Annotated in this window: 27 protein-coding genes; 18 read left to right on the forward strand and 9 right to left on the reverse strand. The window is 63.3% G+C overall.

Annotated features, from left to right (window positions below; translation table 11 throughout):
• Positions 1-89: 89 nt before the first annotated feature.
• The 6 genes from fabF to fabD form a co-directional block, all read right to left on the reverse strand.
• Positions 90-1,352, reverse strand: a complete 1,263-nt coding sequence (fabF, locus tag ABID19_RS31415) for a beta-ketoacyl-ACP synthase II (RefSeq protein WP_127292612.1) — start codon at positions 1,350-1,352, stop codon at positions 90-92.
• A 34-nt stretch (positions 1,353-1,386) separates the two neighbouring features.
• On the reverse strand, positions 1,387-1,623 hold the full coding sequence (locus ABID19_RS31420; RefSeq protein ID WP_006203723.1) for an acyl carrier protein: 237 nt from the start codon (positions 1,621-1,623) through the stop codon (positions 1,387-1,389).
• A gap of 189 nt (positions 1,624-1,812) precedes the next feature.
• A complete protein-coding gene (gene fabG / locus ABID19_RS31425; protein ID WP_354494524.1) occupies positions 1,813-2,550 on the reverse strand; it encodes a 3-oxoacyl-[acyl-carrier-protein] reductase in 738 nt (245 codons plus the stop codon).
• Between the two features lie 40 nt (positions 2,551-2,590).
• Positions 2,591-2,857, reverse strand: a complete 267-nt coding sequence (locus ABID19_RS31430) for a type II toxin-antitoxin system RelE family toxin (RefSeq protein ID WP_354494525.1) — start codon at positions 2,855-2,857, stop codon at positions 2,591-2,593.
• The gene (gene relB / locus ABID19_RS31435; RefSeq protein ID WP_354494527.1) at positions 2,841-3,062 is read right to left on the reverse strand and encodes a type II toxin-antitoxin system RelB family antitoxin; all 222 of its coding nucleotides are present in this window, start codon (positions 3,060-3,062) and stop codon (positions 2,841-2,843) included. Before relB ends, ABID19_RS31430 begins: the two co-directional genes overlap by 17 nt.
• A gap of 63 nt (positions 3,063-3,125) precedes the next feature.
• The gene (gene fabD / locus ABID19_RS31440) at positions 3,126-4,067 is read right to left on the reverse strand and encodes an ACP S-malonyltransferase (protein ID WP_354494529.1); all 942 of its coding nucleotides are present in this window, start codon (positions 4,065-4,067) and stop codon (positions 3,126-3,128) included.
• A 266-nt stretch (positions 4,068-4,333) separates the two neighbouring features.
• On the opposite strand from fabD, the gene ABID19_RS31445 reads away from it, so the two are divergent.
• The 14 genes from ABID19_RS31445 (at position 4,334) to ABID19_RS31510 (ending at position 18,311) form a co-directional block, all read left to right on the forward strand.
• A complete protein-coding gene (locus tag ABID19_RS31445; protein WP_354494531.1) occupies positions 4,334-6,256 on the forward strand; it encodes an LTA synthase family protein in 1,923 nt (640 codons plus the stop codon).
• A gap of 302 nt (positions 6,257-6,558) precedes the next feature.
• Positions 6,559-7,053 (forward strand): 30S ribosomal protein S6, encoded by a 495-nt coding sequence (gene rpsF, locus ABID19_RS31450; protein ID WP_354494533.1) that lies wholly within the window; start codon positions 6,559-6,561, stop codon positions 7,051-7,053.
• Positions 7,053-7,301: a 30S ribosomal protein S18 gene (gene rpsR / locus ABID19_RS31455; RefSeq protein WP_006203718.1), complete on the forward strand. Its 249-nt coding sequence runs from the start codon at positions 7,053-7,055 to the stop codon at positions 7,299-7,301. The genes rpsF and rpsR overlap by 1 nt, the downstream gene beginning before the upstream one ends.
• A 209-nt stretch (positions 7,302-7,510) precedes the next feature.
• Positions 7,511-8,095, forward strand: a complete 585-nt coding sequence (rplI, locus tag ABID19_RS31460; protein ID WP_095496637.1) for a 50S ribosomal protein L9 — start codon at positions 7,511-7,513, stop codon at positions 8,093-8,095.
• A 176-nt stretch (positions 8,096-8,271) separates the two neighbouring features.
• Positions 8,272-9,561 (forward strand): cyclopropane-fatty-acyl-phospholipid synthase family protein, encoded by a 1,290-nt coding sequence (locus ABID19_RS31465; RefSeq protein WP_354494535.1) that lies wholly within the window; start codon positions 8,272-8,274, stop codon positions 9,559-9,561.
• 85 nt (positions 9,562-9,646) lie between these two features.
• Complete coding sequence (locus ABID19_RS31470; RefSeq protein ID WP_354494537.1) at positions 9,647-9,970, forward strand: YnfA family protein; 324 nt, start codon at positions 9,647-9,649, stop codon at positions 9,968-9,970.
• A gap of 3 nt (positions 9,971-9,973) precedes the next feature.
• The gene (locus ABID19_RS31475) at positions 9,974-10,936 is read left to right on the forward strand and encodes a small ribosomal subunit Rsm22 family protein (RefSeq protein WP_354494539.1); all 963 of its coding nucleotides are present in this window, start codon (positions 9,974-9,976) and stop codon (positions 10,934-10,936) included.
• Between the two features lie 249 nt (positions 10,937-11,185).
• On the forward strand, positions 11,186-12,676 hold the full coding sequence (locus tag ABID19_RS31480) for a replicative DNA helicase (protein ID WP_354494541.1): 1,491 nt from the start codon (positions 11,186-11,188) through the stop codon (positions 12,674-12,676).
• An 84-nt stretch (positions 12,677-12,760) separates the two neighbouring features.
• Positions 12,761-14,164, forward strand: coding sequence for a DNA repair protein RadA (radA, locus tag ABID19_RS31485; protein WP_354494543.1), 1,404 nt, complete (start codon positions 12,761-12,763; stop codon positions 14,162-14,164).
• A gap of 27 nt (positions 14,165-14,191) precedes the next feature.
• The gene (locus tag ABID19_RS31490; protein ID WP_354494545.1) at positions 14,192-14,860 is read left to right on the forward strand and encodes a CvpA family protein; all 669 of its coding nucleotides are present in this window, start codon (positions 14,192-14,194) and stop codon (positions 14,858-14,860) included.
• A 78-nt stretch (positions 14,861-14,938) separates the two neighbouring features.
• Positions 14,939-16,408 (forward strand): amidophosphoribosyltransferase, encoded by a 1,470-nt coding sequence (purF, locus tag ABID19_RS31495; RefSeq protein WP_352928898.1) that lies wholly within the window; start codon positions 14,939-14,941, stop codon positions 16,406-16,408.
• Between the two features lie 114 nt (positions 16,409-16,522).
• Positions 16,523-17,269, forward strand: a complete 747-nt coding sequence (locus ABID19_RS31500; RefSeq protein ID WP_354494547.1) for an SDR family NAD(P)-dependent oxidoreductase — start codon at positions 16,523-16,525, stop codon at positions 17,267-17,269.
• Between the two features lie 80 nt (positions 17,270-17,349).
• The gene (locus tag ABID19_RS31505) at positions 17,350-17,979 is read left to right on the forward strand and encodes a hypothetical protein (RefSeq protein ID WP_354494549.1); all 630 of its coding nucleotides are present in this window, start codon (positions 17,350-17,352) and stop codon (positions 17,977-17,979) included.
• A 125-nt stretch (positions 17,980-18,104) separates the two neighbouring features.
• The gene (locus ABID19_RS31510; protein WP_354494550.1) at positions 18,105-18,311 is read left to right on the forward strand and encodes a hypothetical protein; all 207 of its coding nucleotides are present in this window, start codon (positions 18,105-18,107) and stop codon (positions 18,309-18,311) included.
• Between the two features lie 15 nt (positions 18,312-18,326).
• Here the strand turns inward: ABID19_RS31510 and ABID19_RS31515 are convergent, their stop codons facing one another.
• Complete coding sequence (locus tag ABID19_RS31515; protein ID WP_352928906.1) at positions 18,327-18,833, reverse strand: OsmC family protein; 507 nt, start codon at positions 18,831-18,833, stop codon at positions 18,327-18,329.
• Positions 18,834-18,975: 142 nt separating this feature from the next.
• Positions 18,976-20,010, reverse strand: coding sequence for a MerR family transcriptional regulator (locus ABID19_RS31520; protein ID WP_354494552.1), 1,035 nt, complete (start codon positions 20,008-20,010; stop codon positions 18,976-18,978).
• 233 nt (positions 20,011-20,243) lie between these two features.
• On the opposite strand from ABID19_RS31520, the gene ABID19_RS31525 reads away from it, so the two are divergent.
• Positions 20,244-21,131: a DMT family transporter gene (locus ABID19_RS31525; protein ID WP_354494554.1), complete on the forward strand. Its 888-nt coding sequence runs from the start codon at positions 20,244-20,246 to the stop codon at positions 21,129-21,131.
• A gap of 79 nt (positions 21,132-21,210) precedes the next feature.
• Complete coding sequence (locus ABID19_RS31530) at positions 21,211-22,101, forward strand: DMT family transporter (protein ID WP_354494556.1); 891 nt, start codon at positions 21,211-21,213, stop codon at positions 22,099-22,101.
• Positions 22,102-22,244: 143 nt separating this feature from the next.
• Here ABID19_RS31530 and ABID19_RS31535 read toward each other — a convergent pair whose 3' ends face one another.
• The gene (locus ABID19_RS31535) at positions 22,245-23,108 is read right to left on the reverse strand and encodes a LysR substrate-binding domain-containing protein (protein WP_354494558.1); all 864 of its coding nucleotides are present in this window, start codon (positions 23,106-23,108) and stop codon (positions 22,245-22,247) included.
• A gap of 111 nt (positions 23,109-23,219) precedes the next feature.
• On the opposite strand from ABID19_RS31535, the gene ABID19_RS31540 reads away from it, so the two are divergent.
• Entirely contained in the window at positions 23,220-23,627 is a 408-nt protein-coding gene (locus tag ABID19_RS31540; protein ID WP_354494559.1) for a tautomerase family protein, read from the forward strand.
• Between the two features lie 128 nt (positions 23,628-23,755).
• Positions 23,756-25,978: an AMP-binding protein gene (locus ABID19_RS31545; RefSeq protein WP_354494561.1), complete on the forward strand. Its 2,223-nt coding sequence runs from the start codon at positions 23,756-23,758 to the stop codon at positions 25,976-25,978.
• Positions 25,979-25,982: the final 4 nt, after the last annotated feature.

The raw sequence follows: 25,982 nt of genomic DNA on the forward strand, positions 1-25,982 counted from the left end.
TTGATCTTGCAGCGAATCCCCTTGGGCAGAGTAGGGGCGAATATGGCAAAATTGACGACATGCGCGTGCCGTGCCGGTCGGTGCACAAGTCAGCCATTGTAGCGCTGGAAGACCAGCGAGGCGTTGGTGCCGCCGAAGCCAAAGGAGTTGGACAGCGCCACGTCAACCTGGCGGGCACGCGGTTTATGCGGCACCAGGTCGATCGCCGTTTCACGCTCCGGGTTGTCGAGGTTGATGGTGGCCGGCGCGATGTTGTCGCGGATGGCGAGGATCGAAAAGATCGCCTCGGCGGCGCCCGCCGCACCCAGAAGATGGCCTATCGACGACTTGGTCGACGACATCGATATTTTCGACGCGGCGTTGCCGACCAGCCGCTCGACGGCGCCGAGCTCGATCGTGTCGGCCATGGTCGAAGTGCCGTGCGCATTGATGTAGTCGACGTCTGCGGGCGTCAGCTTGGCCCGGTTCAGCGCCGCGACCATGCAGCGAAAGGCGCCGTCGCCATCTTCGGCCGGCGCAGTGATGTGATAGGCATCGCCGGTCAGACCGTAACCGGTTACCTCGGCATAGATCTTGGCGCCGCGCGCCTTGGCGTGCTCCAGCTCTTCCAGAATGACGACGCCGGCGCCTTCGCCCATGACGAAGCCGTCACGGTCGCGATCATAGGGACGCGAGGCCGTCTCCGGAGCGTCGTTGCGGTCGGTGGACAATGCACGGCAAGCAGCGAAACCGGCGATCGACAGCCGCGTCACCGGCGCTTCGGCGCCGCCTGCGACCATTACGTCGGCATCGCCCCACATGATCAGCCGGGCGGCATCGCCGATGGCGTGCGCGCCGGTGGAGCAAGCGGTGACGACGGCGTGGTTGGGGCCTTTCAGCCCATGCCGGATCGAAACCTGGCCGGAGACGAGATTGATGATCTGGCCGGGGATGAAGAACGGACTGATGCGGCGCGGTCCGCGCTCCTTCAGGATCATCGCGTTCTCGGCGATGCCTTCGATGCCACCGATGCCAGAGCCGATCAGCACGCCAGTGGCGCACTGCTCCTCGTGCGTTTTCGGCGTCCACCCCGAATCCTTCAGCGCCTCGTCGGCGGCCGCGATCCCGTAAAGGATGAAGTCGCCGATCTTGCGCAATTCCTTCGGCTCGAGAACGGCCTCGGGATTGAAGGTGGCGTTCTCGCCATTGCCGCGCGGAATGACGTGGGCAACCTTGCAGGCAAGATCCTCCACCTCGAACTCGGTGATACGCTTGGCTGCGCTGCGGCCGGTCAGAAGCTCCTTCCAGCTATGCTCGAAGCCCATGCCGAACGGCGAAAGCAGCCCAAGGCCCGTGACGACGACACGCCTCATCGCAGGTCCTCCTCGGTGATGACTGCAAATAGCGTCAGGCCGAAGCCTTGTCGATGTACTTCACTGCATCGCCAACAGTCAGGATGGTTTCTGCCGCATCGTCCGGAATCTCGACGCCGAACTCTTCTTCGAACGCCATGACGAGCTCGACCGTGTCGAGGCTATCCGCGCCCAGATCATCGATGAAGCTCGCCTGCTCCGTCACCTTGTCGGCATCGACGCCGAGGTGCTCGATAACGATCTTCTTGACGCGCTCTGCGGTGTCACTCATTTGGGCATCCTCGTCTTTTGTTTGTCTGTCTTCGTTAGCGGGCAGAATGCCGCTAATCAAGCTGAAAGATGGTCCTGCCGGAAACGCAATGGCACCGGACCGGTTTTTGCCCGAACCGCCGGGTTGCGGGCCGCATTACACGAAAATCGGCCTGGGTCCAAGGCGAAAAGGGGTGTTTTCCCGCAACTGTCAAATCATCGCCATGCCGCCATTCACATGAATGGTCTGGCCGGTGACATAGGCAGCTTCGTTGGACGCGAGGTAAGCGACGGCGGAAGCGACTTCGGCGCTGGTGCCCATGCGCCGTGTCGGGATCGCCGTCATGATCGCCTCTTTCTGCTTATCGTTGAGCTTGTCGGTCATCGCCGATTCGATGAAGCCAGGGGCGACGCAGTTGACGGTAATGTTGCGGGTGGCGATCTCCTGCGCCAGCGACTTGGAAAAGCCGATCATGCCGGCCTTGGAAGCGCAATAATTGGCCTGGCCGGGATTGCCAGTGACGCCGACGACCGAGGTGATGTTGATGATGCGGCCATGCCGGCGCCGCATCATCGGATGAGTGAGTTCGCGGGTCAGCCGGAAAACGGCGGTCAAGTTGACTTCAAGCACGCTATCCCAGTCAGCGTCCGCCATGCGCACGAACAGCCCGTCCTTGGTAATGCCGGCGTTGTTGACGAGAATGTCGACGCCTTCGAGATCGGCCTCGGCCTTCTGGCCGAGCGCCTTGACCTCGTCGCGGTTGGAAAGGTTCGCCGGGAACAGCTTGACCCGGTCGCCGAGCTCGGTGGCCAGTGTCTCCAGCTTTTCGACGCGGGTGCCATGCAGCCCGACGATGGCGCCCTGCGCATGCAACACCCGGGCGATCGCCTCGCCGATGCCTCCCGACGCGCCTGTGACGAGCGCCTTGCGGCCAGTCAGTTCGAACATGTCCTATCCTCTTCTCGAATTCGGAAGCCGGCAACTTCGATTATCTGTAGACGCCGCCGCGGTGCCCGATCGTTACCACCAGAATGACGAGCCGAATGTCCTGCACATCGCAGATAATGCGGTAATCCCCAACCCGATACCTCCAGAAGGTCGCCAAAGGCCCTTTCAGCGGCTTGCCGGCCTCACGTGGATTGTCGAGACCAGCAACGCGGTTTTCAATAAAGTCCCGGATGCGGTGACGTGTCTGCGGATCAAGTTTTTCGACAAATTTACGCGCCGAGCGGGCATATTCAAGCGTCCAAGCCACGCCAGAAGTCCTCGCTCTTCACGACCTCCTCCTCGCCGCTCCTGATCCGCTCTAGGACCTCGGCCGCAAGATAATAGTCCTCCACGTCCTCCAGACCGCGTTCGATAAGCTCGCGCAGATAATAGGCCTTGCTGCGGCCGGTCCTGGCGGCAAGAAAATCCAGGCGCTCTTCGATTTCAGGCGCAAGGCGAACCGAGGTCGGCATGGCGATCTCCCAATGAATACATGTATTCATGTATCGTCGCAGAGGCGGAAATTCAAGCCTAGGTCAGCTAAGCGCCGCCAGCGTCGCCTCGACATCGGCCGGCGTGCCGACGGCGCCAGTGGCGATATCGCGGTTGATGCGCCTCGCCAGTCCCGACAGCACCTTGCCGGCGCCAACCTCGTAAAGCGTCGCAACGCCATTCGCGCCGAACCACTCCACCGTTTCACGCCAGCGCACGCGGCCGGTCACCTGTTCGACCAGGCGGCGGGCGATTGCGTCCGGATCGCTGGACGCGGTGACCGACACGTTGGAGACCACGGGCACCAACGGCGCGTTCTTCGTCACCCCGGCCAGCGCCTCGCGCATGATTTCGGCCGCCGGTGTCATCAGCGCCGAATGGAAAGGCGCGGAGACCTGCAGCATCAGCGCCCGCTTGGCGCCTTTTTCCGTACACAACTTCGCCGCCAGTTCGACCGCCGCTCTGGCGCCGGAGATCACCAGCTGGCCGCCGCCATTGTCGTTGGCGATCTGGCAAACTGAACCTTTGGCCGCCTCAGCGCAGGCGGCTTCGACATCGGCCTGTTCCAGCCCGATGATCGCCGCCATGGCGCCCTCCCCGGCCGGCACTGCCGCCTGCATGGCATTGCCGCGGATACGCAAGAGCCGGGCGGCATCGGCGACCGAAACGAAACCGGCGGCGGCAAGTGCCGAATACTCGCCGAGCGAATGTCCCGCGACATAGGCGACTTTGTCCTTCAGCGAGAAGCCGCGCGATTCCAGCGCCCGGATTGCGGCAAGCGATACAGCCATCAGCGCCGGCTGGGCGTTTGCAGTCAGTGTCAGGGTCTCTTCCGGCCCTTCCCAGATCAGTTTCGACAGGTTTTCGCCAAGCGCGTCGTCAACCTCTTCGAAGATCTTCCGCGATTCCGGAAAGGCGTCGGCGAGATCCTTGCCCATGCCGACCGCCTGGCTGCCCTGTCCCGGAAAGGTGAATGCGATGGCCATCTGTGGCTCCCAAGCGCTGATTTTTCCTGCCTGTGACGCAAGGCGGGCGGGCAAGTCAAGTCCGCCAGCGACCCAACCCGGCCGGCTCCGGCTCGGCATCGCTGGCCGAGTGCCTGTTCCAAAAGGCTTTTTGTCGATCACTCATGATGAAAATCGCTCACGATTCGTTTGCTGGCTCTTCTTATTTTAGCCACAGGCGCTAGCTTTTCGTGACATATCGATGACAGCTCAGTGACGCTTTTGTGTATGGTCGGGGGAATTGTAAGTTGGCAAGGACTAGGAAAGGCGCCGGCAGAGCCGCGCCACAGTTTTTGGAAGGCGATCCGGCCACCGGCTATCTGCCAGGCCGGAAATGGCCTGTTATCCGCTACGGCCTCGTCAGCCTGCTCGCCGCCACCGTGCTGGTGTTTGCGATCGAACTGATCGTGCGCGGCGACTTTGCCGGCACCGTCGCCTTCTTCCTGCAGCCTTTCAAACCGGGCTGGACCACCATCATCATTTTCGCGTTGATCCTGATCGGTCTCGACGCCGTGCTCGGCCGCAGTCACCAGAGTCTGATGATCGTCGCGCCGCTGACATTGGTGCTTGCCTTTGTCGGCCACCAGAAGTCGCTTTATCTGGGCGATCCGCTCTATCCGACCGATTTCCTCTATGCCCGACAGATCGTCGCGCTGATGCCACTCCTGGTGCGCGATCGCCCGGGAACCGCCCTCGCCTTGGCGGTTGGTATCATTGGCGGCCTGTCGCTGCTCGTCTATGGCTGGCGGCTATGGCGCCGCCGGGTACCGGCGCTCAGCCGTAAGGGCCGCCTTGCCCGACTGACGTTGACGGTGCCGCTGCTCGCCTTCTTCGTCTCGATCATGGATTACGCGACCTTCTCGTGGACGCGTGACCGGTTGCAGATCATCCCGATCATGTGGGATCAGAAGGAAAACTACGCCTCCAACGGCTTCGCGCTCGCCTTCGCGCTCAACGTGCCGATGGCCCATGTCTCGGCGCCTGCGGGCTATTCCGACAAGTCGATCGCAGCGATCGACAGGCCCGACGTGACGGCATCGGTACCGGCCGAGAAGCCCGACATCATCATCGTCATGAGCGAATCCTTCTGGGATCCGACCGAGTTGCCCGGCGTCGCCATCACGCCCGATCCGATTCCCAATGTGCGGGCGCTGCGCTCGGGCTCGATGTTCTCGCCCGAATTCGGCGGCATGACCGCCAATGTCGAGTTCGAGGCACTGACCGGCTTTTCCAACGCCTTCCTGCCGGCCGGAAGCATCCCCTACCAGCAATATGTCCGCGCGCCCGTGCCGTCGATGGCGACGTTCCTGAAGAGCCAGGGCTATGAAACGCGCGCCATCCATCCGGGCACGAGCTGGTTCTGGAATCGCACACCCGTCTATGCGGATTTCGGCTTCGACGACTTCAAGTCGGAAGAAAACCTGCCGTACCTCGAAAAGCGCGGGCCGCTGGCCTCGGACGCAGCGATGACCGACGAGATTATCCGCGAGGCTGACGCCACCGACGATCCGGTCTTCCTCTTCGCCGTCAGCCTGCAGAACCACGGCCCCTACGAGCCGTATCGCTACTACAATCCGACCCACAAGGTGCAGGCGCCGACCAGCCAATGGGCGAAGGATTCGCTGCTGAGCTTTACGGAGGGTGCAGCCGACGCCGACAAGGGCCTCGGGCGCCTTGTCGAATGGGCGAAGAACCGCCGGCGCCCGACGGTCATCGCCTTCTTCGGCGACCATCTGCCGCCGCTCGGTCCTGTCTATGTCGAGACCGGCTTTCTCAAGGACAATGTCGCGCCGCGCAAAGAACCACCTGAGCAAATGCTGCTGCACCACCAGACGCCGCTGATCGTATGGTCGAACCGCACCGGGCCAGCCGAGGAGATGGGCGCGGTAAGCCCTGCCTTCCTGCCCTACCATATCCTGACCACGGCCGGGATCAGCCACCCCTATTACACCGGCTTTCTCGGCCAGATGCGCGAGCATTACCGTGTCGTCGACCGCAATCTGCTATTGACGCCGGCCGGCGAGGCCACGCCGGATTGGGCGCGCAAGAAGGAAATCGACCCGGCCATTCGCGATTTCCGTCTGCTGCAATATGATATGATGTTCGGCAAGCGCCGGGCGGCGCCCGACTTCTTCCCGGAAACAGTGAATAAGCTCCCGCATACAAGCTGAAGCTGTAGCGACATGTCGTCCTGCAGCGGTGGGTTTTCGGACTCGCCCTTGCCTTGTGGTCGAATTCCTGTATAGACGCCCGCAATCTGCCGGTCCTTGCTGGGGGCTGAACGGAGGGCCGGAGGTTTTCGAAAACCTTCGTGTGGAGCCAGAAGCGCTTCCGCCTCCCGTGTCTCCGCTCTCGACCGTCTCGTCATGCTCCTTTCTTCCCCGCCCCCTCTAGGGATTGGCGGGCCAGAGAAGTTGCAGAGGCTTTTGCCGCCGGGAACCGGGAGAGAAACGAAGAAAGGCTTGAGAACAATATGGCTCTTTACGAACATGTGTTTCTTGCCCGGCAGGACCTCTCGCAGCAGCAGGTCGATGCGCTTGTCGAACAGTACAAGGGTGTCATCTCAGCGAATGGCGGGTCCGTCGGCCGGGTCGAGAACTGGGGACTGAAGTCCCTCACCTACCGGGTCAACAAGAACCGGAAGGCATACTACACGCTGATGGACATCACCTGCCCGCCGGCTGCGCTCAACGAGATGGAGCGCCAGATGGGCCTGTCTGAGGATGTGCTGCGTTTCCTCACCATCAAGGTCGATGCGCATGAGGAAGGCCCGTCGGCGATGATGCAAAAGCGCGAAGAGCGCTCGGAACGCGGTGGCTTCGGCGACCGTGACCGTGGCCCGCGCTCGTTCGGCGACCGCGATCGCGGCGACCGTGGCGATCGTCCGCCGCGCAGCTTCGGTGGCGACACTGGTGCAGACCGTGGTCCGCGCCGTCCGCGCGAAGGCGTTGAAGGGAGTGCAGAATAATGGTCGACATCAATCAGATCCCGACCCGGCGCCCGTTCCACCGCCGCCGCAAGACCTGCCCGTTCTCCGGTGCAAACGCGCCCAAGATCGACTACAAGGACGTACGTCTTCTGCAGCGCTACATTTCCGAGCGCGGCAAGATCGTGCCGTCGCGCATCACCGCCGTCAGCCAGAAGAAGCAGCGCGAACTCGCCAAGGCGATCAAGCGCGCCCGCTTCCTCGGCCTGCTGCCCTACGTGGTTCGCTAACACTCTTCTGCGGGCGGTTCGCCGCCCGTTTTTCCCACGGCGACGGGCGCCGCAGGGTTGCCATCAAATCCCGGGTTGAGGTGAAGACCTCTAACTGCCGCGACAGGCAGGACAGCGACATAGGCGGCGACGCCCTCAGCTTCCTGACCTGTTCCAGACAATTCGGCGTCGATGCCAGTGATTTGGCGCCCAAACGAAGGAACAAAACCATGGACGTCATTCTTCTCGAGCGCGTATCCCGCCTCGGCCAGATGGGCGATACCGTCAAGGTCAAGGATGGGTTCGCTCGCAACTTCCTGCTGCCGCAGGGCAAGGCGCTACGCGCCAACGAAGCCAACAAAAAGAAGTTCGAAGGCCAGCGCGCCCAACTCGAAGCCCGTAACCTCGAACGCAAGTCCGAGGCCATGCAGATTTCGGAAAAGCTCGACGGCAAGAGCTTCATCGCCGTGCGTTCGGCAGGCGAAACCGGCCAGCTCTACGGCTCGGTATCGACCCGCGACATCGCCGAGCTGCTGACCGCGGAAGGCTTCTCGGTCAACCGCAATCAGATCCTGCTTAACCAGCCGATCAAGACCATCGGCCTCACCAACGTGGCGATCGCGCTGCATCCGGAAGTTGAGGTCACCATCACGCTTAACATCGCCCGCACGGCCGATGAAGCCGAGCGCCAGGCCAAGGGCGAGACGCTGACCACCGCCGAAGCCATCTATGGCGAAGACATCAACGACAATGCGCGCCCGGATAATTTCTTCGACCCCAATGCCGAGTTCGAAGGCGGCGAAGACAACGGCTGATTGCACCTCATAGGGCGTCGGCGCGGCGCCTAAACAATTTCGTCGGCTTCCAGTCATTTCTGGACCAATGCCCGGGCGCCTCGCCCGGGCATTTTTGTGCCAACAGGAACTTTTCGAAACCCTATATGTTGATGCAGAATAGGACAGCTTGTCTGACCGAGAGGGGACAATTGGTCATGAATATTCTGTTGAAACGCGTTCTCGACCGGCTGGTGCGCACCGGAAATCTCAAAGTAACCGGACCGAAGGGCTTCTCGGTCATTTTCGGCGACGGCAGCGGCGAGCCAGTGCACATGCACATCAAGACCGCGCATGCCGAGCGCGCCATTACCTTCGATCCGATGCTGGCGGTGCCGGAAGCCTATATGGACGGCGAACTCGACATACTCGAGGGCGGCGTGCTGGGGGTCATGCGCATCGCTTTCCAGAACATGGGCAGCGGCGGCATCGACGCCACCTGGTCGAAGGCGATCGAGGGCCTGCGTCACGCCTTCCGCCGTCTGCAGCAGATCAACACGGCGGCGCGCGCGCGCCGCAACGTGCAGCGCCACTACGATCTGTCGGGCGACCTGTACAGGCTCTTCCTCGACGAGGACATGCAGTATTCCTGCGCCTATTTCGAGCAGCCGGATATGACGCTCGATGAGGCGCAGGCCGCCAAGAAGCGCCACATTGCCGCCAAGCTCAGGCTGAAGGCCGGCCAAACCGTGCTCGACATCGGTTCCGGCTGGGGCGGGCTCGGTCTCTATCTCGCCAAGTCCTTCGACGTGGACGTGCAAGGCGTGACGTTGTCGACCGAGCAGCATGGCGTCGCCACCGACCGGGCCCATGCGCAAGGTCTGGAAAACCGCGTGCATTTCGAATTGAGGGATTATCGCGAGCTCAACGAGCGCTTCGACCGGATCGTCTCGGTCGGCATGTTCGAGCATGTCGGCGTCAACCACTTCCGCACCTTCTTCGACAAATCGGCGACGCTCTTGAAGCCGGACGGCGTCATGCTGCTGCACACGATCGGCCGCTCCGGGGTGCCGTGGGCAACCAGCGCCTTCATCCGCAAGTATATCTTCCCGGGTGGCTACATCCCTGCGCTATCGGAGGTGATGCCGGCGATCGAGAAGTCGGGCCTCGTCGTCACCGACATCGAAATCCTGCGGCTGCATTATGCCGACACGCTTAAGCATTGGGGCGAGCGCTTCGCTGCCAATCGCGACAAGGCCAAGGCGATTTACGACGAGCGTTTCTGCCGCATGTGGGAATTCTACCTGGCGGCCTCTGAAGCCGCCTTCCGCTGGCAGGACCTGGTGATCTTCCAGATCCAGATTGCCAAGAAGAACGATACCTTGCCGATGACGCGCGACTACATGGCCAAATGCGAGAAGGCGCTGGAGATGCGCGACATGGGGCATCGCCCCAAAACCCCTGCCGCCAAGCCCGCGCGACGCCGCAAGGTGGCGGATACGGAATAGACTTCCGGCGATTTCGCCATTGCCCGCTTGCCATCGCTGGCCCGCACGCTGAAAAAGGTCTCGCCGTCGCCGCGAGACCTTTTTCATGACCTACCTCATCTACATCGTTGCTGCCCTTGCCGAGATCGCCGGCTGCTTTTCGGTCTGGGCGTGGTGGCGGCTGGAAAAATCTCCGCTGTGGCTAGCGCCAGGCTTGGCCTCGCTCGCCCTGTTCGGTTTCCTGCTGGCGCTGGTCGACATCGGTGTGGCAGGCCGCGCCTATGCCGCTTATGGCGGCATTTACATCGCCGCCTCGCTCGGATGGCTGTGGCTGGTGGAAGGCGTGCGCCCCGACCGCTGGGACCTCGCCGGTGCAGCGATCTGCATCGTTGGTGCGTCGGTCATCCTGCTCGCGCCTCGGGGGGCATGAGCCATGGAACTGCCTATCCCGCTTCGACAGGGCGTCGAGCGCCTCCTCGAGAAAGTGCCGCTGCCGGCGCTGAAACAAGCAGCAAGAACGCTGTCGGACCGCTACCGCGCCGAGCTGCGCGACGGCCGGCTGCATATGGCCGAGGAGATCGCGGTCAAGGCCTATCTGGCAACGCGGCTGCCGGCGACCTACGCCGCCGTCCGTGCCAGTCTGGATGCGGTCAGTGAGGCAAGGCCCGATTATGCGCCGAAAACCCTGCTCGACGTCGGCGCCGGCCCTGGTACGGTGATTTGGGCCGCGCTCGATCTCTGGCCCGACCTCGAGCAGGCGGTGCTGATCGAGGCGAGCGCCGCAGTGCGCCGGATCGGCGAGGTTCTTGCCGCTGAGGCGATGACGGCCAGGATTGCCTGGCTGACCGGCGATGTCACGGTCGACCTTGCCGATCTCAAGCCGGCCGATCTGGTCACCTGCGCCTACGTGCTGGACGAGATCGCTCCGGCGTCACTGCCAAAACTCATCGACCGGCTCTGGCATCTGACCGACGACACGCTGCTGGTCGTCGAGCCGGGCACGCCGGCCGGATGGCAGCGCATCCTTGCAGTGCGCCGGCACCTGATCGAGGCAGGCGCGCATGTGCTTGCGCCTTGCCCGCATGAGGCGCCCTGCCCGCTAGCGGCGCCAGACTGGTGCCATTTTTCGCGCCGTGTCGCGCGTTCGCGCCTGCACCGGCTGGCCAAGGATGCCGAGGTGCCTTGGGAGGACGAAAAATTCATCTATGTCGCCGCGTCCCGCCAGGCTGTTGCCCCGCCGCAGGCACGGGTGATCGCCCCACCGAAATCAGGTTCCGGCAAGGTTTTGCTGAAACTTTGCGAAAAGGACGGCCGCGCCGGCGAAAAACTGTTCACCAAGCGCGACGGCGAGATGTTCAAGGTGGCGCGGCGACTGGACTGGGGGGACACAATCTAATCTCGCGTCGATTCCTGATGCAGCTTCCTCCCCTTCGATTTTGTTCTTGCTTTGTTCAACGCGTTGCGTAGAATCGCAACCTTGCCGTGTCAAATGGAATCAGAGCCCGGGAATTCTGTCCTGTGGACGGTTTGCCGTTCCTGTGAACAGCGGGCATCAACGCTGTTTGAGCGCGAGTGATGCATATAAGTCAGCACCGGCTTTTCCTCGTTCTGTTATCGAGAGGCCGGGATCGAAATCGGGGACATCATGGCAGAAGCAGCGCGAAAATTCGGCGTGGCGGAAACACCGCTCTATCGCGAGGCGCCGAACAACATCGAAGCCGAGCAGGCGCTGCTTGGCGCCATCCTGGTCAACAACGACGCCTTCTACCGCGTCTCCGACTTCCTCAAGTCAGGCCATTTCTACGAGCCTTTGCACAGAAAAATATTTGAGGTCGCCGCCGAGCTCATTCGCATGGGCAAGGTGGCGACGCCGATCACGCTGAAGACCTTCCTGCCCGCGGACGAGAAGGTCGGCGACATGACGGTTGCGCAATATGTCGTGCGGCTGGCCGTCGAGGCGGTCACCGTCGTCAACGCCGCCGACTATGGCCGCGCCATCTACGATCTCGCCACGCGACGCGCACTGATCACCGTCGGCGAAGACATGGTCAACATCGCTTATGACGCGCCGGTCGACATGTCGCCGGGCGAACAGATCGAGGACGCCGAGCGGCGCCTGTTCGAACTGGCTGAAAACGGCCGCTACGATGGTGGTTTTGAGAGTTTTTCCGATGCGTTGAAGAATGCCGTCGACATGGCCAGTGCCGCCTATATGCGCGACGGCCATCTGTCGGGAATCGCCACCGGCCTGCGCGATCTCGATAACCGCATGGGCGGCTTGCAGCCATCGGATTTGATCATCATCGCCGGCCGCCCAGGCATGGGCAAGACGTCGCTGGCCACCAACATCGCCTATAACATCGCTGCCGCCTATGAACCTGCACAGCAGGCCGACGGCTCCGTCAGGGCGGCCAATGGCGGTGTGGTCGGCTTCTTCTCGCTCGAAATGTCGTCGGAGCAGTTGGCCACCCGCATCATCTCCGAGCAGACAGAAATTCCATCGTCGAAGATCAGGCGTGGCGACTTGACCGAAGCCGATTTCGGAAAGCTTGTCGCGTACACCCAGGAGAACCACAAGCGTCCGCTGTATATCGACCAGACAGGCGGTATATCGATTGCCCAGCTTGCGGCTCGCGCTCGTCGCCTCAAGCGCCAGCGCGGGCTGGATTTAATGGTCATCGACTACATCCAGCTCATGCAGGGCTCGTCCGCCAAAGCGTCGCAGAATCGTGTCCAGGAAATCACCGAGATCACCACCGGGTTGAAGGCACTTGGCAAGGAACTGTCCGTGCCGATCATCGCGCTTTCCCAGCTCTCGCGTCAGGTCGAAAGCCGCGACGACAAGCACCCTCAGCTGTCCGACTTGCGCGAATCGGGTTCGATCGAGCAGGACGCCGACGTGGTGCTGTTCGTCTACCGCGAGGAATATTACATAAAAAACAAGGAGCCTGAGAAAGGCACGCCAGAGCACCTCGTCTGGGAAGCCAAGATGGCCGAGGTTCAAGGCAAGGCCGAAGTGATCATTGCCAAGCAGCGCCACGGGCCGACCGGCACTGTCAGCCTTGCCTTCCAGGGCGAATTCACCCGCTTCTCCGACCTCGCCGAGGAGCATCATCTGCCGGACAGGTTTGAGTGACCTCTTGATACAGGTCTCACTCCGCCTCATCTCGCCGGCCTGCCTGCCGTTTACCCCGGCCAAACATCAAACGGCATCAGCCTGATGGCCAAATCCCGCGTCCAGTTCATCTGCCAAAATTGCGGTTCGGTGCATCAGCGCTGGGCCGGCAAATGCGATGCTTGTGGCGAGTGGAATACGCTGGTCGAGGAAGGCACGTCCGGCGGCATCGGCTCGGGTCCGGCCAACACGCGCAACGCACGCAAGGGCCGCGCCGTGGTGCTCACGACTTTGTCCGGCGACATCGAGGATGCGCCGCGCATCGTCTCCGGCATCGGCGAACTCGACCGCGCCACCGGCGGCGGCTTCGTGCGCGGCTCGGCCCTGCTGGTCGGCGGCGACCCCGGCATCGGCAAGTCGACGCTGTTGACTCAGGCCGCCGCCGCACTCGCGGCAAAGGGCCACCGCATCGTCTATGTCTCGGGCGAGGAGGCGGTCGCCCAGATCAGGCTGCGCGCGCAACGGCTCGGCGTCGCCGACACTCCGGTGGAGCTTGCCGCCGAAACCAATGTCGAGGACATTCTGGCCACTATTGCAGACGGCAGGCGGCCGGACCTGGTGATCCTCGATTCGATCCAGACCTTGTGGACCGACATGGCCGATTCGGCGCCCGGCACCGTCACCCAGGTGCGCGCCGCCGCCCAGGCGATGATCCGCTATGCGAAATCCACAGGGGCGGCGATCGTGCTCGTCGGCCACGTCACCAAGGAAGGCCAAATCGCCGGGCCGCGCGTCGTCGAGCATATGGTCGACGCCGTGCTCTATTTCGAAGGCGAAGGCGGTCACCACTACCGCATCCTGCGCACGGTCAAGAACCGCTTCGGACCGACCGACGAGATCGGCGTCTTCGAAATGTCTGATATGGGCCTGCGCGAGGTCGCCAACCCGTCCGAGCTTTTTCTCGGCGAACGCCATGCGAAAGCGCCGGGCGCGGCGGTTTTCGCCGGCATGGAAGGCACCCGTCCGGTGCTGGTCGAAATCCAGGCGCTGGTCGCGCCGTCGTCGCTTGGCACGCCTCGCCGCGCCGTCGTCGGCTGGGACGGCGCCCGGCTGTCGATGATCCTCGCCGTTCTCGAAGCCCATTGCGGGGTGCGCTTTGGTACCCACGACGTCTATCTCAACGTTGCCGGCGGCTACCGCATCTCGGAGCCGGCCGCCGATCTGGCGGTAGCGGCCGCACTGGTTTCATCGCTCACCGGTCTTGCCCTTCCGGCCGATTGCGTCTATTTCGGCGAAATCAGCCTTTCGGGCGCCGTGAGGCCGGTTGCGCACGCGCAGCAGCGCCTAAAGGAAGCCGAAAAGCTGGGTTTTGGAAGCGCGGTTCTGCCCTTGGGCAGCGAGGAACTTGCCGGGGGGATAGGGGCCGGCGCTTTCCAGCCCACCGAGCTTGCCGATCTCGTGGCGCGCATAGCCGGCTCACGGCGCAGCCGTGCCGACGAGCAAGAGTGATGCGGCTCATGAAGTGGGGCAAAAGACATGCCGATTACGCTGCTTGACGGAATTCTCGTCGGCTTCACCTTAGTCTCGGCGATGCTCGCCATGGTTCGCGGCTTTTCGCGCGAGGTCCTCTCCATCATCTCCTGGATAGCGGCGGCGGCGGCGGCGTTCTTCCTCTACAAACCGGTCCTGCCTTATGTTCAGCCCTATGTCGATAATGAGAAGATCGCCATGGTGGCCGCCGCCGGCATCGTCTTCATCATCGCACTGATCGTGGTTTCCGTCATCACCATGAAGCTGGCCGACTGGATCATCGATTCCAGGATTGGTGCGCTCGACCGCACACTCGGTTTTCTCTATGGCGCAGCGCGCGGCATTCTGGTCGTCGCGGTGGCGCTGCTGTTCTTCAACTGGCTGGCCGGCGCCAAGGCTCCCGGCTGGATCGCCAACGCCAAGTCGCGGCCGCTGCTCGAATCGGTCGGAGCCAAGCTCGAAAGCCTGCTGCCCGAGGATCCGGAAAACGCGATCCTCAACAGGCTCAATCCTGGCCAGCCGGTACCCGAGACCGGCGCCGAGACGCCCCCGGCGGCCGACGCACCCGCGGCGGACGCGCCGGCAACCGGCGACGGTGCTCCGGCACCCGACAACAGCGGAACCGACGCGCCACCGGCCGACAATGCACCGGCCAATCCGGCGCCGGCAAACTGACGATCATGTGAAAGCCGCAAACTCTACGTTGCTCTCAAGCAGTCATCACACTATATAGCGACTTTAGCGGAGCTGAAGATGGCAGACGCAGACGACGTGCTTTCCGCCGAAGCCGACGATCATTTCCATGATGAATGCGGTGTGTTCGGTATTTTCGGCCGGCAGGATGCCGCAGCTATTGTCACGCTTGGCCTGCATGCGTTGCAGCATCGTGGCCAGGAAGCGGCCGGCATCGTTTCTTATGACGGCAGCCAGTTCCATGTCGAACATCATGTCGGCCTGATCGGCGACACCTTTACCAAGCAGCGCGTCATCGACAGCCTGCAAGGCAATCGCGCCATCGGCCACACGCGCTACGCCACTACGGGCGGCGCCGGCCAGCGCAACATCCAGCCGTTTTTCGCCGAGCTCGCCGATGGCGGCTTCGCCGTCGCCCACAACGGCAACCTCACCAACGCCATGACCGTGCAGCGCGCGCTGCAGAAACAAGGCGCGATCTTCTCGTCGACTTCCGACACCGAGACGCTGCTGCATCTGGTCGCCACCAGCAGGGAACGCGATCTCAACTCGCGCTTCATCGATGCGGTGCGCCAGGTCGAGGGCGCCTTCTCACTGGTGGCGATGACGGCAAAGAAAATGATCGGCTGCCGCGATCCGCTCGGCATCCGCCCGCTGGTGCTCGGCGATCTCGACGGCGCCTGGATTCTGGCTTCCGAAACCTGCGCTCTCGACATTATCGGCGCGCGTTTCGTGCGCGACCTGAAGCCCGGTGAGATGGTCGTCGTCACCAGCAAGGGCATTGAGAGCCTGTTTCCTTTCGAGCCGCAGAAGACCCGCTTCTGTATCTTCGAATATGTCTATTTCGCGCGTCCCGATTCCTCGGTCGAAGGCCGCAATGTCTACGAGGTGCGCAAGCGCATCGGCGCCGAGCTGGCGCTGGAAAGCCCGGTCGAGGCCGATATCGTCGTGCCGGTGCCGGACAGCGGCACTCCGGCGGCGATCGGCTTTTCGCAAGCAGCGGGCATTCCGTTTGAACTCGGCATCATCCGCAATCACTATGTCGGCCGAACCTTCATCCAGCCTGGCGATTCGATCCGCCACATGGGCGTAAAGCTCAAGCATAACGCCAACCGCCGCATGATCGAAGGCAAGCGCGTGGTGCTGGTCGACGATTCGATCGTGCGCGGCACCACCAGCCAGAAGATCGTGCAGATGGTGCGCGATGCCGGCGCCAAGGAAGTGCATATGCGCATCGCCTCGCCGCCGACGCGCGCCTCCTGCTTCTACGGCGTCGATACGCCAGAGAAGTCGAAGCTCTTGGCATCGCGCATGTCGGTGGAAGAGATGGCCGAGTTCATCCGCGTCGATTCGCTCGGTTTCCTCAGTATCGACGGGCTGTACCGCGCCGTCGGCGAGGCTGGCCGCGACAGTGAGCAGCCGCAATTCTGCGACGCCTGCTTCACCGGGCAATATCCGACCCGGCTTGCCGACTTCGAGGGATCGGACAATGTGCGCACGCTGTCGCTCTTGGCGGCGGGCGGGTCGTAGGGGTCTTGCTGCAACCCGCGAATTTCGCCGGTTTGCAAATTTCATCGCGATTGCTGTATCGCGTCCCCTCCGTCCCGCCTGAGATCATAGAGCGCTAACCTTCGGAGCTGCCCGGTGACCCCTGCCCTCGACCTCTCCGGCCGTGTTGCGGTCGTCACCGGCGCCTCGCGCGGCATCGGCTACTTCATCGCCCTGGAGCTTGCCGCTGCCGGAGCGCATGTCATCGCGGTTGCGCGTACCGTCGGTGGGCTGGAAGAACTCGACGACCAGATCAAGGCGGCCGGAGGACAAGCCACACTTGTGCCGCTCGACCTCGCCGACATGGCCGGCATCGACCGGCTGGGCGGCGCCATCCACGAGCGCTGGGGCAAGCTCGATGTCCTCGTCGCCAATGCGGCGGTGCTCGGCGTCATCTCGCCAATCGGCCATGTCGAGGCCAAGACTTTCGAAAAGGTGATGACCATCAACGTCACCTCGACATGGCGGCTCATCCGCTCGGTCGATCCGCTGCTCAGGCTCTCCGATGCCGGCCGCGCTATCGTGCTTTCCTCCAACGCGGCCCATTCGGCGCGGGCGTTCTGGGCGCCCTATGCGGCGTCGAAGGCGGCGGTCGAGACCATGATGCGTTCCTGGGCGCGTGAGACGGAAAACTTGGCCCTCAGGGTCAATGCCGCCGATCCGGGCGCCACCCGCACCGCCATGCGGGCGCAGGCGGTGCCCGGCGAGGATCCGGACACGCTGCCGCATCCCCAGGAGATCGCCAAGCGCATCGTACCGCTGGCCAGCCCGCATCTGAAGGAAACCGGGCTGATCTTCCAGGCGAAGCACAACCGCTTTGTCGCCTACCGGCAGCCGGAGTAGGCGCATCGCGCATTTTGGCGGAAGAATTGCGCCGCCACCGACGTTGTTGGAATGCAAATATTCGCAAACGGAGGAACACCATGCGCAGACTGCTTCTCGTCACCGCCGCCGCATCGCTTGCAGCCGTTGGCGTCGCATCCTCACAGGATACGACAATGAGTTTCTTCGTCACCAGCGTCGGCTCGGGCAAGGGCGCCGATCTCGGCGGCCTGGCTGGCGCCGATGCGCATTGCGGGTCGCTGGCTGAAGCCGCCGGCGTTACCGGCAAGACATGGCGCGCCTATCTCTCGACCAGCGACACCGATGCGCGTGATCGCATCGGCAAGGGACCGTGGTTCAACGCCAAGGGCGTCAAGATCGCCGACGATGTCGCTTCGTTGCATAGCGATGCCAACGCCATCACCAAGCAGACGGCGCTCGACGAAAAAGGCGAAATGGTCAACGGCCGCGGCGACAAGCCCAACCGGCACGACGTGCTGACCGGCTCCAAGCCCGACGGCACAAAGATCGCCGACCAGACCTGCGGCGACTGGACGCTGAGCCGAGCAGAAGGTGCGGCAATGACGGGCCATCACGATCGCGCCGGTCTCGACGATTCGGCCGCCGCCAAATCGTGGAATTCCTCGCACGCTTCACGCGGCGGCTGCAGTCAGGAAGCGCTGAAGAGCACTGGTGGCGACGGTCTGTTCTACTGCTTTGCCGCGAACTGAGCTGTTCAAACAAACGTGGGGCTCACGCGGCGGCGCCGTGGCGAACCACCGCGCCCAGCCGTGCTTTCGTCTATCGCCCGGAATTGATAGGATCGGCCGAATCCCACAACAAACGAGGAATTCCCATGGCGGCTTCGAGCGTAGCGTTGGTCTGGTATCTGGTGATTGCCGGACCGCAAGGCGGCATGGTGGTGCTGCCCAGCACGTTCGACACCCGCGAACAATGCACTTCCGCAGTCGCTGAATATCAGAAGCAGCCAACCCCTGCCGGCTGGTCGGTGCAATGCGTGCCGAGCGCCTCGCCCTTCGCTGACGAGGGCGAAAGCGAGTAACTGGCCGCGTGTGCTTCAGCGGCGCGCGCTCACCGTCAGTTCCGGCCTGGCGTTGATGGTCTGGAATACCACGCAGTAGCGTTCGGTCAGTTTGAGCAGCGCATCGATGCGTTCTTGGGGCTCATCGCTGTCGAGGTTGAAATTCAGCCGGATGGCGCGGAAGCCGACCGGCGCATCTCTTGCTACACCTAAAGTGCCGCGAAAATCGAGATCACCTTCGGCCTCCACCGTCGCAGTGCCGAGCTTGAATTCCAGCGCCGTTGCCACCGCCTTCAGCGTTACGCCGGCGCAGGCGACCAGCGCCTCCAGCAGCATGTCGCCCGAACACAGTTCGAGCCCCGAACCGCCGGTAGCTGGATGGAGACCGGCAACGGCCAGCGCCCGGCCCGTCTCCACCTTGCAGGCGATCGATTGGTCGTCGATCGAGCCTCTGGCCCTGAGCGTGACCAGCGCGCTCGACGCGTCGTCGCGATAGGCCTCCTTGAGCGGGGCCTGCATGGCCTTCAATCCGGTGGCATCCATGTGCAACCCTTTTCGACAGTCATCTTCATCGCTCGTCACGATACTCGAATAGAACCGAGACAGCCCAAACTTCGATTTCACGACATTTGGATCAGAGTGACAAGCGGTCCGGGCGTTGCTGCGTCATTTGTCCTGGTGCATCTCACGCGACCTCGGGTCGCCACGCGATGACGCCATCCGTTCGAGCCCGCACCTCGGGGGTGGCCAGGCAGGTGGCGACGGCCTCGTAGCCGGGCGTGCCGGGATATGGGGCGACATGGGTTGGCGGGCTGTGATTGGCGGGGCAGAGGATGATCGCTTCGTCGCTGCCGACAGCCGCCAGGTCCAGTATCGCGCAGGAGCGTGTGAGCAGAAAAAGCGATCGACCACCGGGCCCACGGCGGCGCAGATGGGCAATCAGAGCCTCTTGGGAGGCCTGGTCCAGTCCCCGCTCGATCATGTCGATGACCAGGATAGCAGGACCTTCGGCTTCCAATCCAGCGAGCAGGGCGATCAGTGCGTCCGACACGGTGGCGCCGTCCTCAACGAGCCAGCCCAGCGTCCGATCAACCCGCGACCTGAGAGCTGGGTCGGCATCGACGCGAGCCAGAGCCGCCGCACAGCCATTCGCCAGCCGCTCCAAGCCAAGGAAGGCAGCGTCGGGCAGGGTCTCGGCCAGGCGCTGCGCCAGCCGGGTCTTGCCGCTGCCCAGCGGACCGACGATGTAGTTCAGTGGCCCGACATGTCGCAACTCGAAGCGCTCGCCGCCCCAAGGCCAGGGAAGGTCGAAAGCGACGCTGAGCGTCGCGTCTGGCGCCATCAGGCGCGCCAGTTCCCTGGCTGTGGGCGCCTCGCCTCGAGCGAGATCATCCCGTAGGCCGGCGATCTTCTCTATGATGCCGACAAGCTGGCGTAGCCGGTCTTCGAGTACTGCCTGGTGCGCGGCCAAGGCCGGCTCCATGCCCTGAGGATCGCCTTTCAAGACCCGCGCTACCTGAGCCAAGCTGAAACCAAGCGCGCGCAGCGCCGCGATCTCGGCGGCTCGGCCCATCTCGACGGGACCGTAGGCCCGCCATCCGGCCGCGGTGCGGATCGGAGCGATCAGGCCGTGCTGCTCATACAGCCGCAGGGCTTTGGCCGAAACCCCGAGCCGGCCGGCGGCCTCGGAAGCGTTCAGGAACTGGGCGGAAGAGCTCATGAATCACCTTGTTGCTGTTGACCGCCTTTCTTATCGGGCCTGCCCCAAGGGCCGAGTCAACAGGGATGTTTGCAGCAGCTCCACCGACCCTATCGGCTTCCGCCAGCCCTGCCCCAATGCAAGCCTGCCGCTGGCGCAGCGCCGCGCAGGGCTTCGCCCGTATAGCGTGTAGGGTGCCTGCTGCCCGGCAGGCTCCACATTCTCGTTGTCGCGACAACCGCCGGACATAACCAATGGCCGATATCGCCATCCTGGAAACCCGTGAAAGGGTGCTCGCCGGCATCCTGTTTACGGGGGCTGCCTACCTGATGTTTTCGATGCAGGACGCGTCGATCAAACTCCTGGTCGTCGGCATGTCCGTCTGGCAGATCATGTTCTTCCGCAGCGTGACCATCCTGATCGCCTGCGCGGCAGTTGGTGGGCGCCGCCTGTTCGAGGACACCGCGCGCTCGCCTATCGTCAAGCCGATGTTCGTACGCAGCGCCTTCACCCTGGCGGCGTGGCTCTGCTACTACAACGCCGCCCGACATCTGCAGCTGGCCGAGCTCACCACCATCTATTACGCAGCGCCGATTATCGTCACCGTGCTTTCGGTGATCATGCTTGGCGAGAAAGTGCCACTGTTGCGCTGGCTGGCAGTTCTGATCGGCTTTGCCGGCGTCTTCGTCGCCTGCGACCCGGCCAATCTCGGCCTGTCGATGCCGGTGCTGCTGGTGCTGGCCGCCGCCTTGCTGTGGGGCATCGCCATCGTGCTCATGCGCAAGACGGCGATGGCAGAGCGTACGATGATCCAGCTCATCCTCAACAACTTCTACTTCCTGGTCTTTTCGATGGTGCCGGCCCTGCTTTTATGGCAGATGCCCGACTGGGGTCAGGTGCTGCTTCTGATCAGCGTCGGCGCACTCGGCGGCGTCGCGCAATGCCTGCTCTTCGAAGGCATGAAACGCGCGCCGGTCTCCATTGTGGCGCCGTTCGAATACACCTCGCTGGTCTGGGCTTTCGCGCTCGGCTTCGCGATATGGGGCGACGTGCCGCGTCACGAAGTGTTCCTCGGCGCAGCGCTCATCTTTGCGGCCGGCCTGCTGATCATCGGCAACGAACATTTCCGCAAGCGGTTGTAGGATGCGGGAATCCTCCTGCTGACAGTACGGTGTCAGGACAAGGCAGCGTAGTCTGGGTGATATGACGGGGTCTCTAAGCATGCCAGGCACCACCGACACTGCCGCCGAGCGTACCCTTGGCATCGTCCTGGTTTCGGCGTCGGCAGCTGTGTTCGGCCTCACCGGCGTGTTGACCAAGTCGATCCATGCAGACCCGCTGACCATCACCTGCTGGCGCGGCTTCGTCGGCTCGATCCTGATTACCCTCTATGTGCTTTGGCGCCGCCGCCGCTCCGGCAGGCGTGAAAGCCTGCGCCTCGGCTGGCGCGGCTGGCTTCTGGCGGTGGAAGGAGCGCTCGCCAGCATCGCCTTCATCTCGGCGTTCAAATTCACCTTCGTCGCCAATGTCGCGATCATCTACGCTACCGCACCCTTCGTCACCGCGCTGCTGGCGTTCGCGCTGGTTCGTGAGCGCTTCCGACTGCAGACGCTTGCCGCCGCCGCCGTGTCGCTCAGCGGTGTGGCGATCATGGTATGGTCCGGCTTCGGCACCGGGAATCTGTTCGGCGACGGGCTGGCGCTGCTGATGACGGTCGGCGCCGCGCTCTACATGATCATGGTGCGCGCTTTCCGCGACACGCCTGTGGTGTGGGCCGGTGCGGTGTCGGCATTCCTCCTGTTCGTGCTCGGCTGGTTCGTCACCGACCCGCTAGCCATCTCGACCAGAGATGCAGTGTTGCTCGTCGCCTTCGGTGCGTCTTTCGCGCTGGCCTCGATCTTGTGGACGGAGGGTGCGCGGCTTATTCCAGCGGCCGAATCCGGCCTGCTGGGTTCGGCTGAAGTGCCGTTCGCGATCCTGTTCGCCTTCCTGTTCCTGGCCGAGATCCCGCCGGCCGCCAGCATGATCGGCGGCGTCATCGTGCTCTGCGCGGTGTTCGCCCATGCCGGGCGCGACTGGCATGCGGCGAGGCAGCGCGAGGCGGCGCTCTGACCTCCGAAATAAATTTGCAAAGTGGTGGAACCATTATCGAGTTCAGACATTGGTGGTTCGACGGGTCACCCCCAAGTCCCCCCAAACCCCTCGGCCCGTCTAACCTACAGCCGACCGCAAGGTCGGCTTTTTCTTACCAGCGTTCAGCTTGGTAGGCCCTCCAAGACAAGGTTATCGCTGAGAAGCGCAGCCAGATCCTGCGCTGGGGGCTCGGCATCCTGGCGCAGCCGGATGGCGAACTCGGCGATGGGAACCGGCGGCAGCCCAAGGTCGCGCGGTGCCTCGACGATGCCGGAATGGGCAAAGCGCGCCGTCCGCAGCGTCAGAGCAATGCCGGCGTTTACCGCCGTGCGCAGCCCGGCCAGGCTGGCACTGCCGGCGGCGATGCGGTAGCGACGGCCAGCCGTGTCGAGTGCCGCGATCGCCGCTTCACGAAAGCCGCAATATGGATCGAGCAGTGCCAGCGGCAGCTCGTCCTGGCGTGCGGCCAAACCTCTTTGCGAGCAGAGCCACATCATCGGTTCGCGGAGCACGCCGACTTCGTCCGGCGCCGGAGCCTGTCGCATGGCGATCATCAGATCGAGGAAGCCGGTTTGCAGCGCCTGCGCCAATTCGGCGGAGCGGCCGACGCGCAGCTCGATCCTGACGCGCGGATGGCTCGCGGCAAAGGCCCTGAGCAGCTCCGGTAGGCCGCTGTCGGCGAAATCCTGAGTCGTGCCGATGGCGACGCGACCGTCGGCCCGCACGCCCTTGAGTGCCAGCCACGCCTCACGATGCGCTGCCAGGATACGCCTGGCATGGCCGACCAGATCCTCCCCGGCCGGCGTCAAGCCGCGACCTCGACCCTGCGGCACCAGAAGCGGTTCGCCGACAATATCCTCAAGCCGTTGCATCTGCGTGGTCACCGCCGACGCCGAGCGGCCGACAATTGACGCCGCCTGCGCCAACGAGCCGCCATCGACAAAGGCGAGAAAGGTTTTGAGGAGGTCCGGGTCGAGCGTTTGCATAATTCGATTATGTCAAAGTGTGCGTCAAAAACAATTCGATTTTCATAATGGAAGAGCGATGGCAAAGAACCCTGACGGCGAAGAGATGCCGCGTAACCCGAGGAGAAAATTATGCCGATCATCAATGTCAGCGTCACCGGCAACCCCGATGCCGCTTTGTCCGCCGCTATCGCCAAGCAGGTGACCGAACTGACCGCCACGCATCTGCGCAAAGATCCTACCATCACCGCGGTCGCCATATCCTATCTCGACCCGCATCACTGGTTCGCCGGTGGCAAGTCGCTGGCCGAGCATGGCACCAAGACCTTCTGGCTCGACATCAAGGTGGTCGACGGCACCAACACCAAGGTTGAGCTGGAAGCCTATCTCAAGGCGATCTTCGCAGTCTTTGGCAGCCTGCTGGGCAAGGTGCACGAAGAAAGCTACGCCTTCGTGCATGAAGTGCCGGCCGCCGCCTACGGCTATGGCGGCAAGACGCAGGAATTCCGTTTCATCAGCGGGAGAATGAAGACGGCGTGAGCCGCTGCCTTCGCTTCTCCCGATGAAGAAGGCAGAAATGAAGCCGCATTGACCTTGACCCCACTTCGTCTAGGTTCTCACCGAAGCGGTCGGAAGAGCCGCGACGTGATCGTTGGGAGAGATGCGGCATGATCCTGACACTGGCGCTGCTTGCGGGCCTCATTGCGGCCTGGCTGCTGATCGGCGTGGTGGAAAAATTCCGTCTCGGCCTGCGCTTCATGCAGGCGCTGCTTTACGTGCCATTCAGGCTCGCCTACCGGCTTGCCGACGACCGCATCAAGATTGCCCGCAACGCAGCCGCCCCGGTCATCTACGTCATTTCGCACCAGTCGCGCCTTGAACCGGCGCTGATGCTGTCTCTGTTGCCGGAAGACACGCTGCACATCCTCGATGAGGTCTCGGCGCGGTCGCCCTGGTTCGAACCTTGGCGCGAGCTTGGCCGCACCATCGCTTTCAACGCCGAGCATGTCTTCGTCAGCCGCCGGCTGGTGCGGGTGCTGAAGGGCAAGGGCCGGCTTGCCGTATATCTGCCGGATGCAGTCGAACCCGATATCAAGACATTTCGCCTGTTTCGCGCCGTCACCCGTATCGCCATGCAGGCCGATGCCCGCATCGTGCCGATCTTCGTCGCCGGCGCGCGCGCTCTGCCGCTGTCGCTGACGCCAGCCGACAAGGCGCCGCGGCGCTGGTTTCCGCGCCTGTCGATCAGCGTGCTGGAGCCGATGACCATCGCCGAGCTGGTGGCGCGAAACCCTGATCAGTCCTCGAACACCAATGCGCTGTTCGACCGTTTCGCTGAAGCCCGGCTTTTCGGCAGCGATCTTAACCGCGGCCTGTTTCTCGCCATACGCGACGCCGCCGACCGTGTCGGCGCCTCGCACCCTATTATCGAAGACGTAATCAGCGGCGCGCTGAATTACAGAAAGCTGTTCATAGGCGCGCGGGTGCTGGGCCGCCGCTTCGAGGCTGTGACGGCGCCGGGCGAAGCGGTTGGACTGCTGCTGCCCAATGCCAACGGCGTCGTGCTGTCGCTCGTTGGCCTGTTGTCTGCGAGCCGGGTGGCGGCGATGATCAACTACACCGCAGGTCCGGCCAGCGTCACCGCCGCCGTGCGCACGGCGGAAATCCGCACCGTGATCTCGTCGCGGGCCTTTATCGACAAGGCCAGCCTCGCCGACATCGTTGCGGCGGTGGAAGAAGGTGGCGCCAAGCTGCTGTGGCTGGAGGATGTGCGGACCAGCGTGACCGCGCTGGACAAGCTCGCCGCCACCTTGCTATGGCGCTGGCCATTGCAGCCGCAGAATGCAGCCAAACCGGCGGTGATCCTGTTCACCTCAGGCTCGGAGGGCACGCCCAAGGCAGTGGTGCTGTCGCATAGGAACCTTCTCGCCAACGCCATGCAGGCCGAGGCCCGGATCACCATCTCGCCGGCCGACATCCTGCTCAACGTGCTGCCGGTGTTCCACTCGTTCGGGTTGACGGGCGGCACCATCCTGCCGCTGGTCACCGGAGTGAAGTTATTCCTCTATCCCTCCCCGCTCCACTACAAACTGATCCCCGAGGTCGCTCGCAAGGCGAGACCGACCGTCATGTTCGGCACCGACACGTTCCTCGCCAATTATGCGCGCACCGCCAAGGACGGCGATTTCTCCAGCCTGCGCTTCATCGTCGCCGGCGCCGAGGCGGTGAAGCCGGAGACACGCTGCGTTTACCGCGAGCGCTTCCAAGCCGAGATCATCGAGGGTTTCGGGCTGACCGAAGCAGCGCCCGTCGTTGCCGTCAACACGGCCATCCACGGTCGCGACGGCACCGTCGGGCGGCTGTTGCCGGCCATGCGCATGAAACTCGAACCGATCGAGGGCATTAGCGGCGCAGGACGGTTGTGGCTCGACGGGCCAAACCTGATGATGGGCTACATGACATCGGATCGGCCCGGCGAACTGCAACCGCTTGACGGCTGGCACGACACCGGCGACATCGTTTCCGTCGACCGCGAAGGCTTCATTACTATTCGCGGCCGGGCCAAGCGGTTCGCCAAGATTGCCGGCGAGATGGTCTCGCTGGGCGCAGTCGAGATGCTGGTGCAGTCGCTATGGCCGGAAGAGCATCACGCGGTGGTGGCGGTGCCGGATAAGCGCCGCGGCGAACGCATCGTGCTGGTCACCACCGCTGATGACGCCGATCCCGATGAATTGCGCAAATTCGGCAGGCAAGCAGGTGCCGCCGATCTGATGGTGCCGAACGACATCGTCAAGGTCGAGGAAATCCCGGTGCTGGGTTCAGGCAAGACCGACTATGTCTCGACCCGCAAACTGGCGATCGACCGACTGGGGCTCAGCGCGGCAGCTTGACGCC

The organism is Mesorhizobium robiniae (assembly GCF_040545535.1).
GTDB classification, from domain to species: Bacteria; Pseudomonadota; Alphaproteobacteria; order Rhizobiales; family Rhizobiaceae; genus Mesorhizobium; species Mesorhizobium robiniae.

Bases quoted from the DNA above. Each gene is read 5' to 3' on its own strand.
- ABID19_RS31515 (WP_352928906.1), bottom strand. From the start codon at position 18,833: ATGGATGCCACCGGATTGAAGGCCATGCAGGCCCCGCTCAAGGAGGCC.
- ABID19_RS31420 (WP_006203723.1), bottom strand. From the start codon at position 1,623: ATGAGTGACACCGCAGAGCGCGTCAAGAAGATCGTTATCGAGCACCTC.
- relB (WP_354494527.1), bottom strand. From the start codon at position 3,062: ATGCCGACCTCGGTTCGCCTTGCGCCTGAAATCGAAGAGCGCCTGGAT.
- ABID19_RS31530 (WP_354494556.1), top strand. From the start codon at position 21,211: ATGCCAGGCACCACCGACACTGCCGCCGAGCGTACCCTTGGCATCGTC.
- ABID19_RS31525 (WP_354494554.1), top strand. From the start codon at position 20,244: ATGGCCGATATCGCCATCCTGGAAACCCGTGAAAGGGTGCTCGCCGGC.
- ABID19_RS31545 (WP_354494561.1), top strand. From the start codon at position 23,756: ATGATCCTGACACTGGCGCTGCTTGCGGGCCTCATTGCGGCCTGGCTG.
- ABID19_RS31475 (WP_354494539.1), top strand. From the start codon at position 9,974: ATGGAACTGCCTATCCCGCTTCGACAGGGCGTCGAGCGCCTCCTCGAG.
- ABID19_RS31540 (WP_354494559.1), top strand. From the start codon at position 23,220: ATGCCGATCATCAATGTCAGCGTCACCGGCAACCCCGATGCCGCTTTG.
- fabD (WP_354494529.1), bottom strand. From the start codon at position 4,067: ATGGCCATCGCATTCACCTTTCCGGGACAGGGCAGCCAGGCGGTCGGC.
- ABID19_RS31510 (WP_354494550.1), top strand. From the start codon at position 18,105: ATGGCGGCTTCGAGCGTAGCGTTGGTCTGGTATCTGGTGATTGCCGGA.
- ABID19_RS31535 (WP_354494558.1), bottom strand. From the start codon at position 23,108: ATGCAAACGCTCGACCCGGACCTCCTCAAAACCTTTCTCGCCTTTGTC.
- ABID19_RS31470 (WP_354494537.1), top strand. From the start codon at position 9,647: ATGACCTACCTCATCTACATCGTTGCTGCCCTTGCCGAGATCGCCGGC.
- fabG (WP_354494524.1), bottom strand. From the start codon at position 2,550: ATGTTCGAACTGACTGGCCGCAAGGCGCTCGTCACAGGCGCGTCGGGA.
- rpsR (WP_006203718.1), top strand. From the start codon at position 7,053: ATGGTCGACATCAATCAGATCCCGACCCGGCGCCCGTTCCACCGCCGC.
- purF (WP_352928898.1), top strand. From the start codon at position 14,939: ATGGCAGACGCAGACGACGTGCTTTCCGCCGAAGCCGACGATCATTTC.
- ABID19_RS31505 (WP_354494549.1), top strand. From the start codon at position 17,350: ATGCGCAGACTGCTTCTCGTCACCGCCGCCGCATCGCTTGCAGCCGTT.
- radA (WP_354494543.1), top strand. From the start codon at position 12,761: ATGGCCAAATCCCGCGTCCAGTTCATCTGCCAAAATTGCGGTTCGGTG.
- fabF (WP_127292612.1), bottom strand. From the start codon at position 1,352: ATGAGGCGTGTCGTCGTCACGGGCCTTGGGCTGCTTTCGCCGTTCGGC.
- rplI (WP_095496637.1), top strand. From the start codon at position 7,511: ATGGACGTCATTCTTCTCGAGCGCGTATCCCGCCTCGGCCAGATGGGC.
- rpsF (WP_354494533.1), top strand. From the start codon at position 6,559: ATGGCTCTTTACGAACATGTGTTTCTTGCCCGGCAGGACCTCTCGCAG.
- ABID19_RS31490 (WP_354494545.1), top strand. From the start codon at position 14,192: ATGCCGATTACGCTGCTTGACGGAATTCTCGTCGGCTTCACCTTAGTC.
- ABID19_RS31520 (WP_354494552.1), bottom strand. From the start codon at position 20,010: ATGAGCTCTTCCGCCCAGTTCCTGAACGCTTCCGAGGCCGCCGGCCGG.
- ABID19_RS31480 (WP_354494541.1), top strand. From the start codon at position 11,186: ATGGCAGAAGCAGCGCGAAAATTCGGCGTGGCGGAAACACCGCTCTAT.
- ABID19_RS31465 (WP_354494535.1), top strand. From the start codon at position 8,272: ATGAATATTCTGTTGAAACGCGTTCTCGACCGGCTGGTGCGCACCGGA.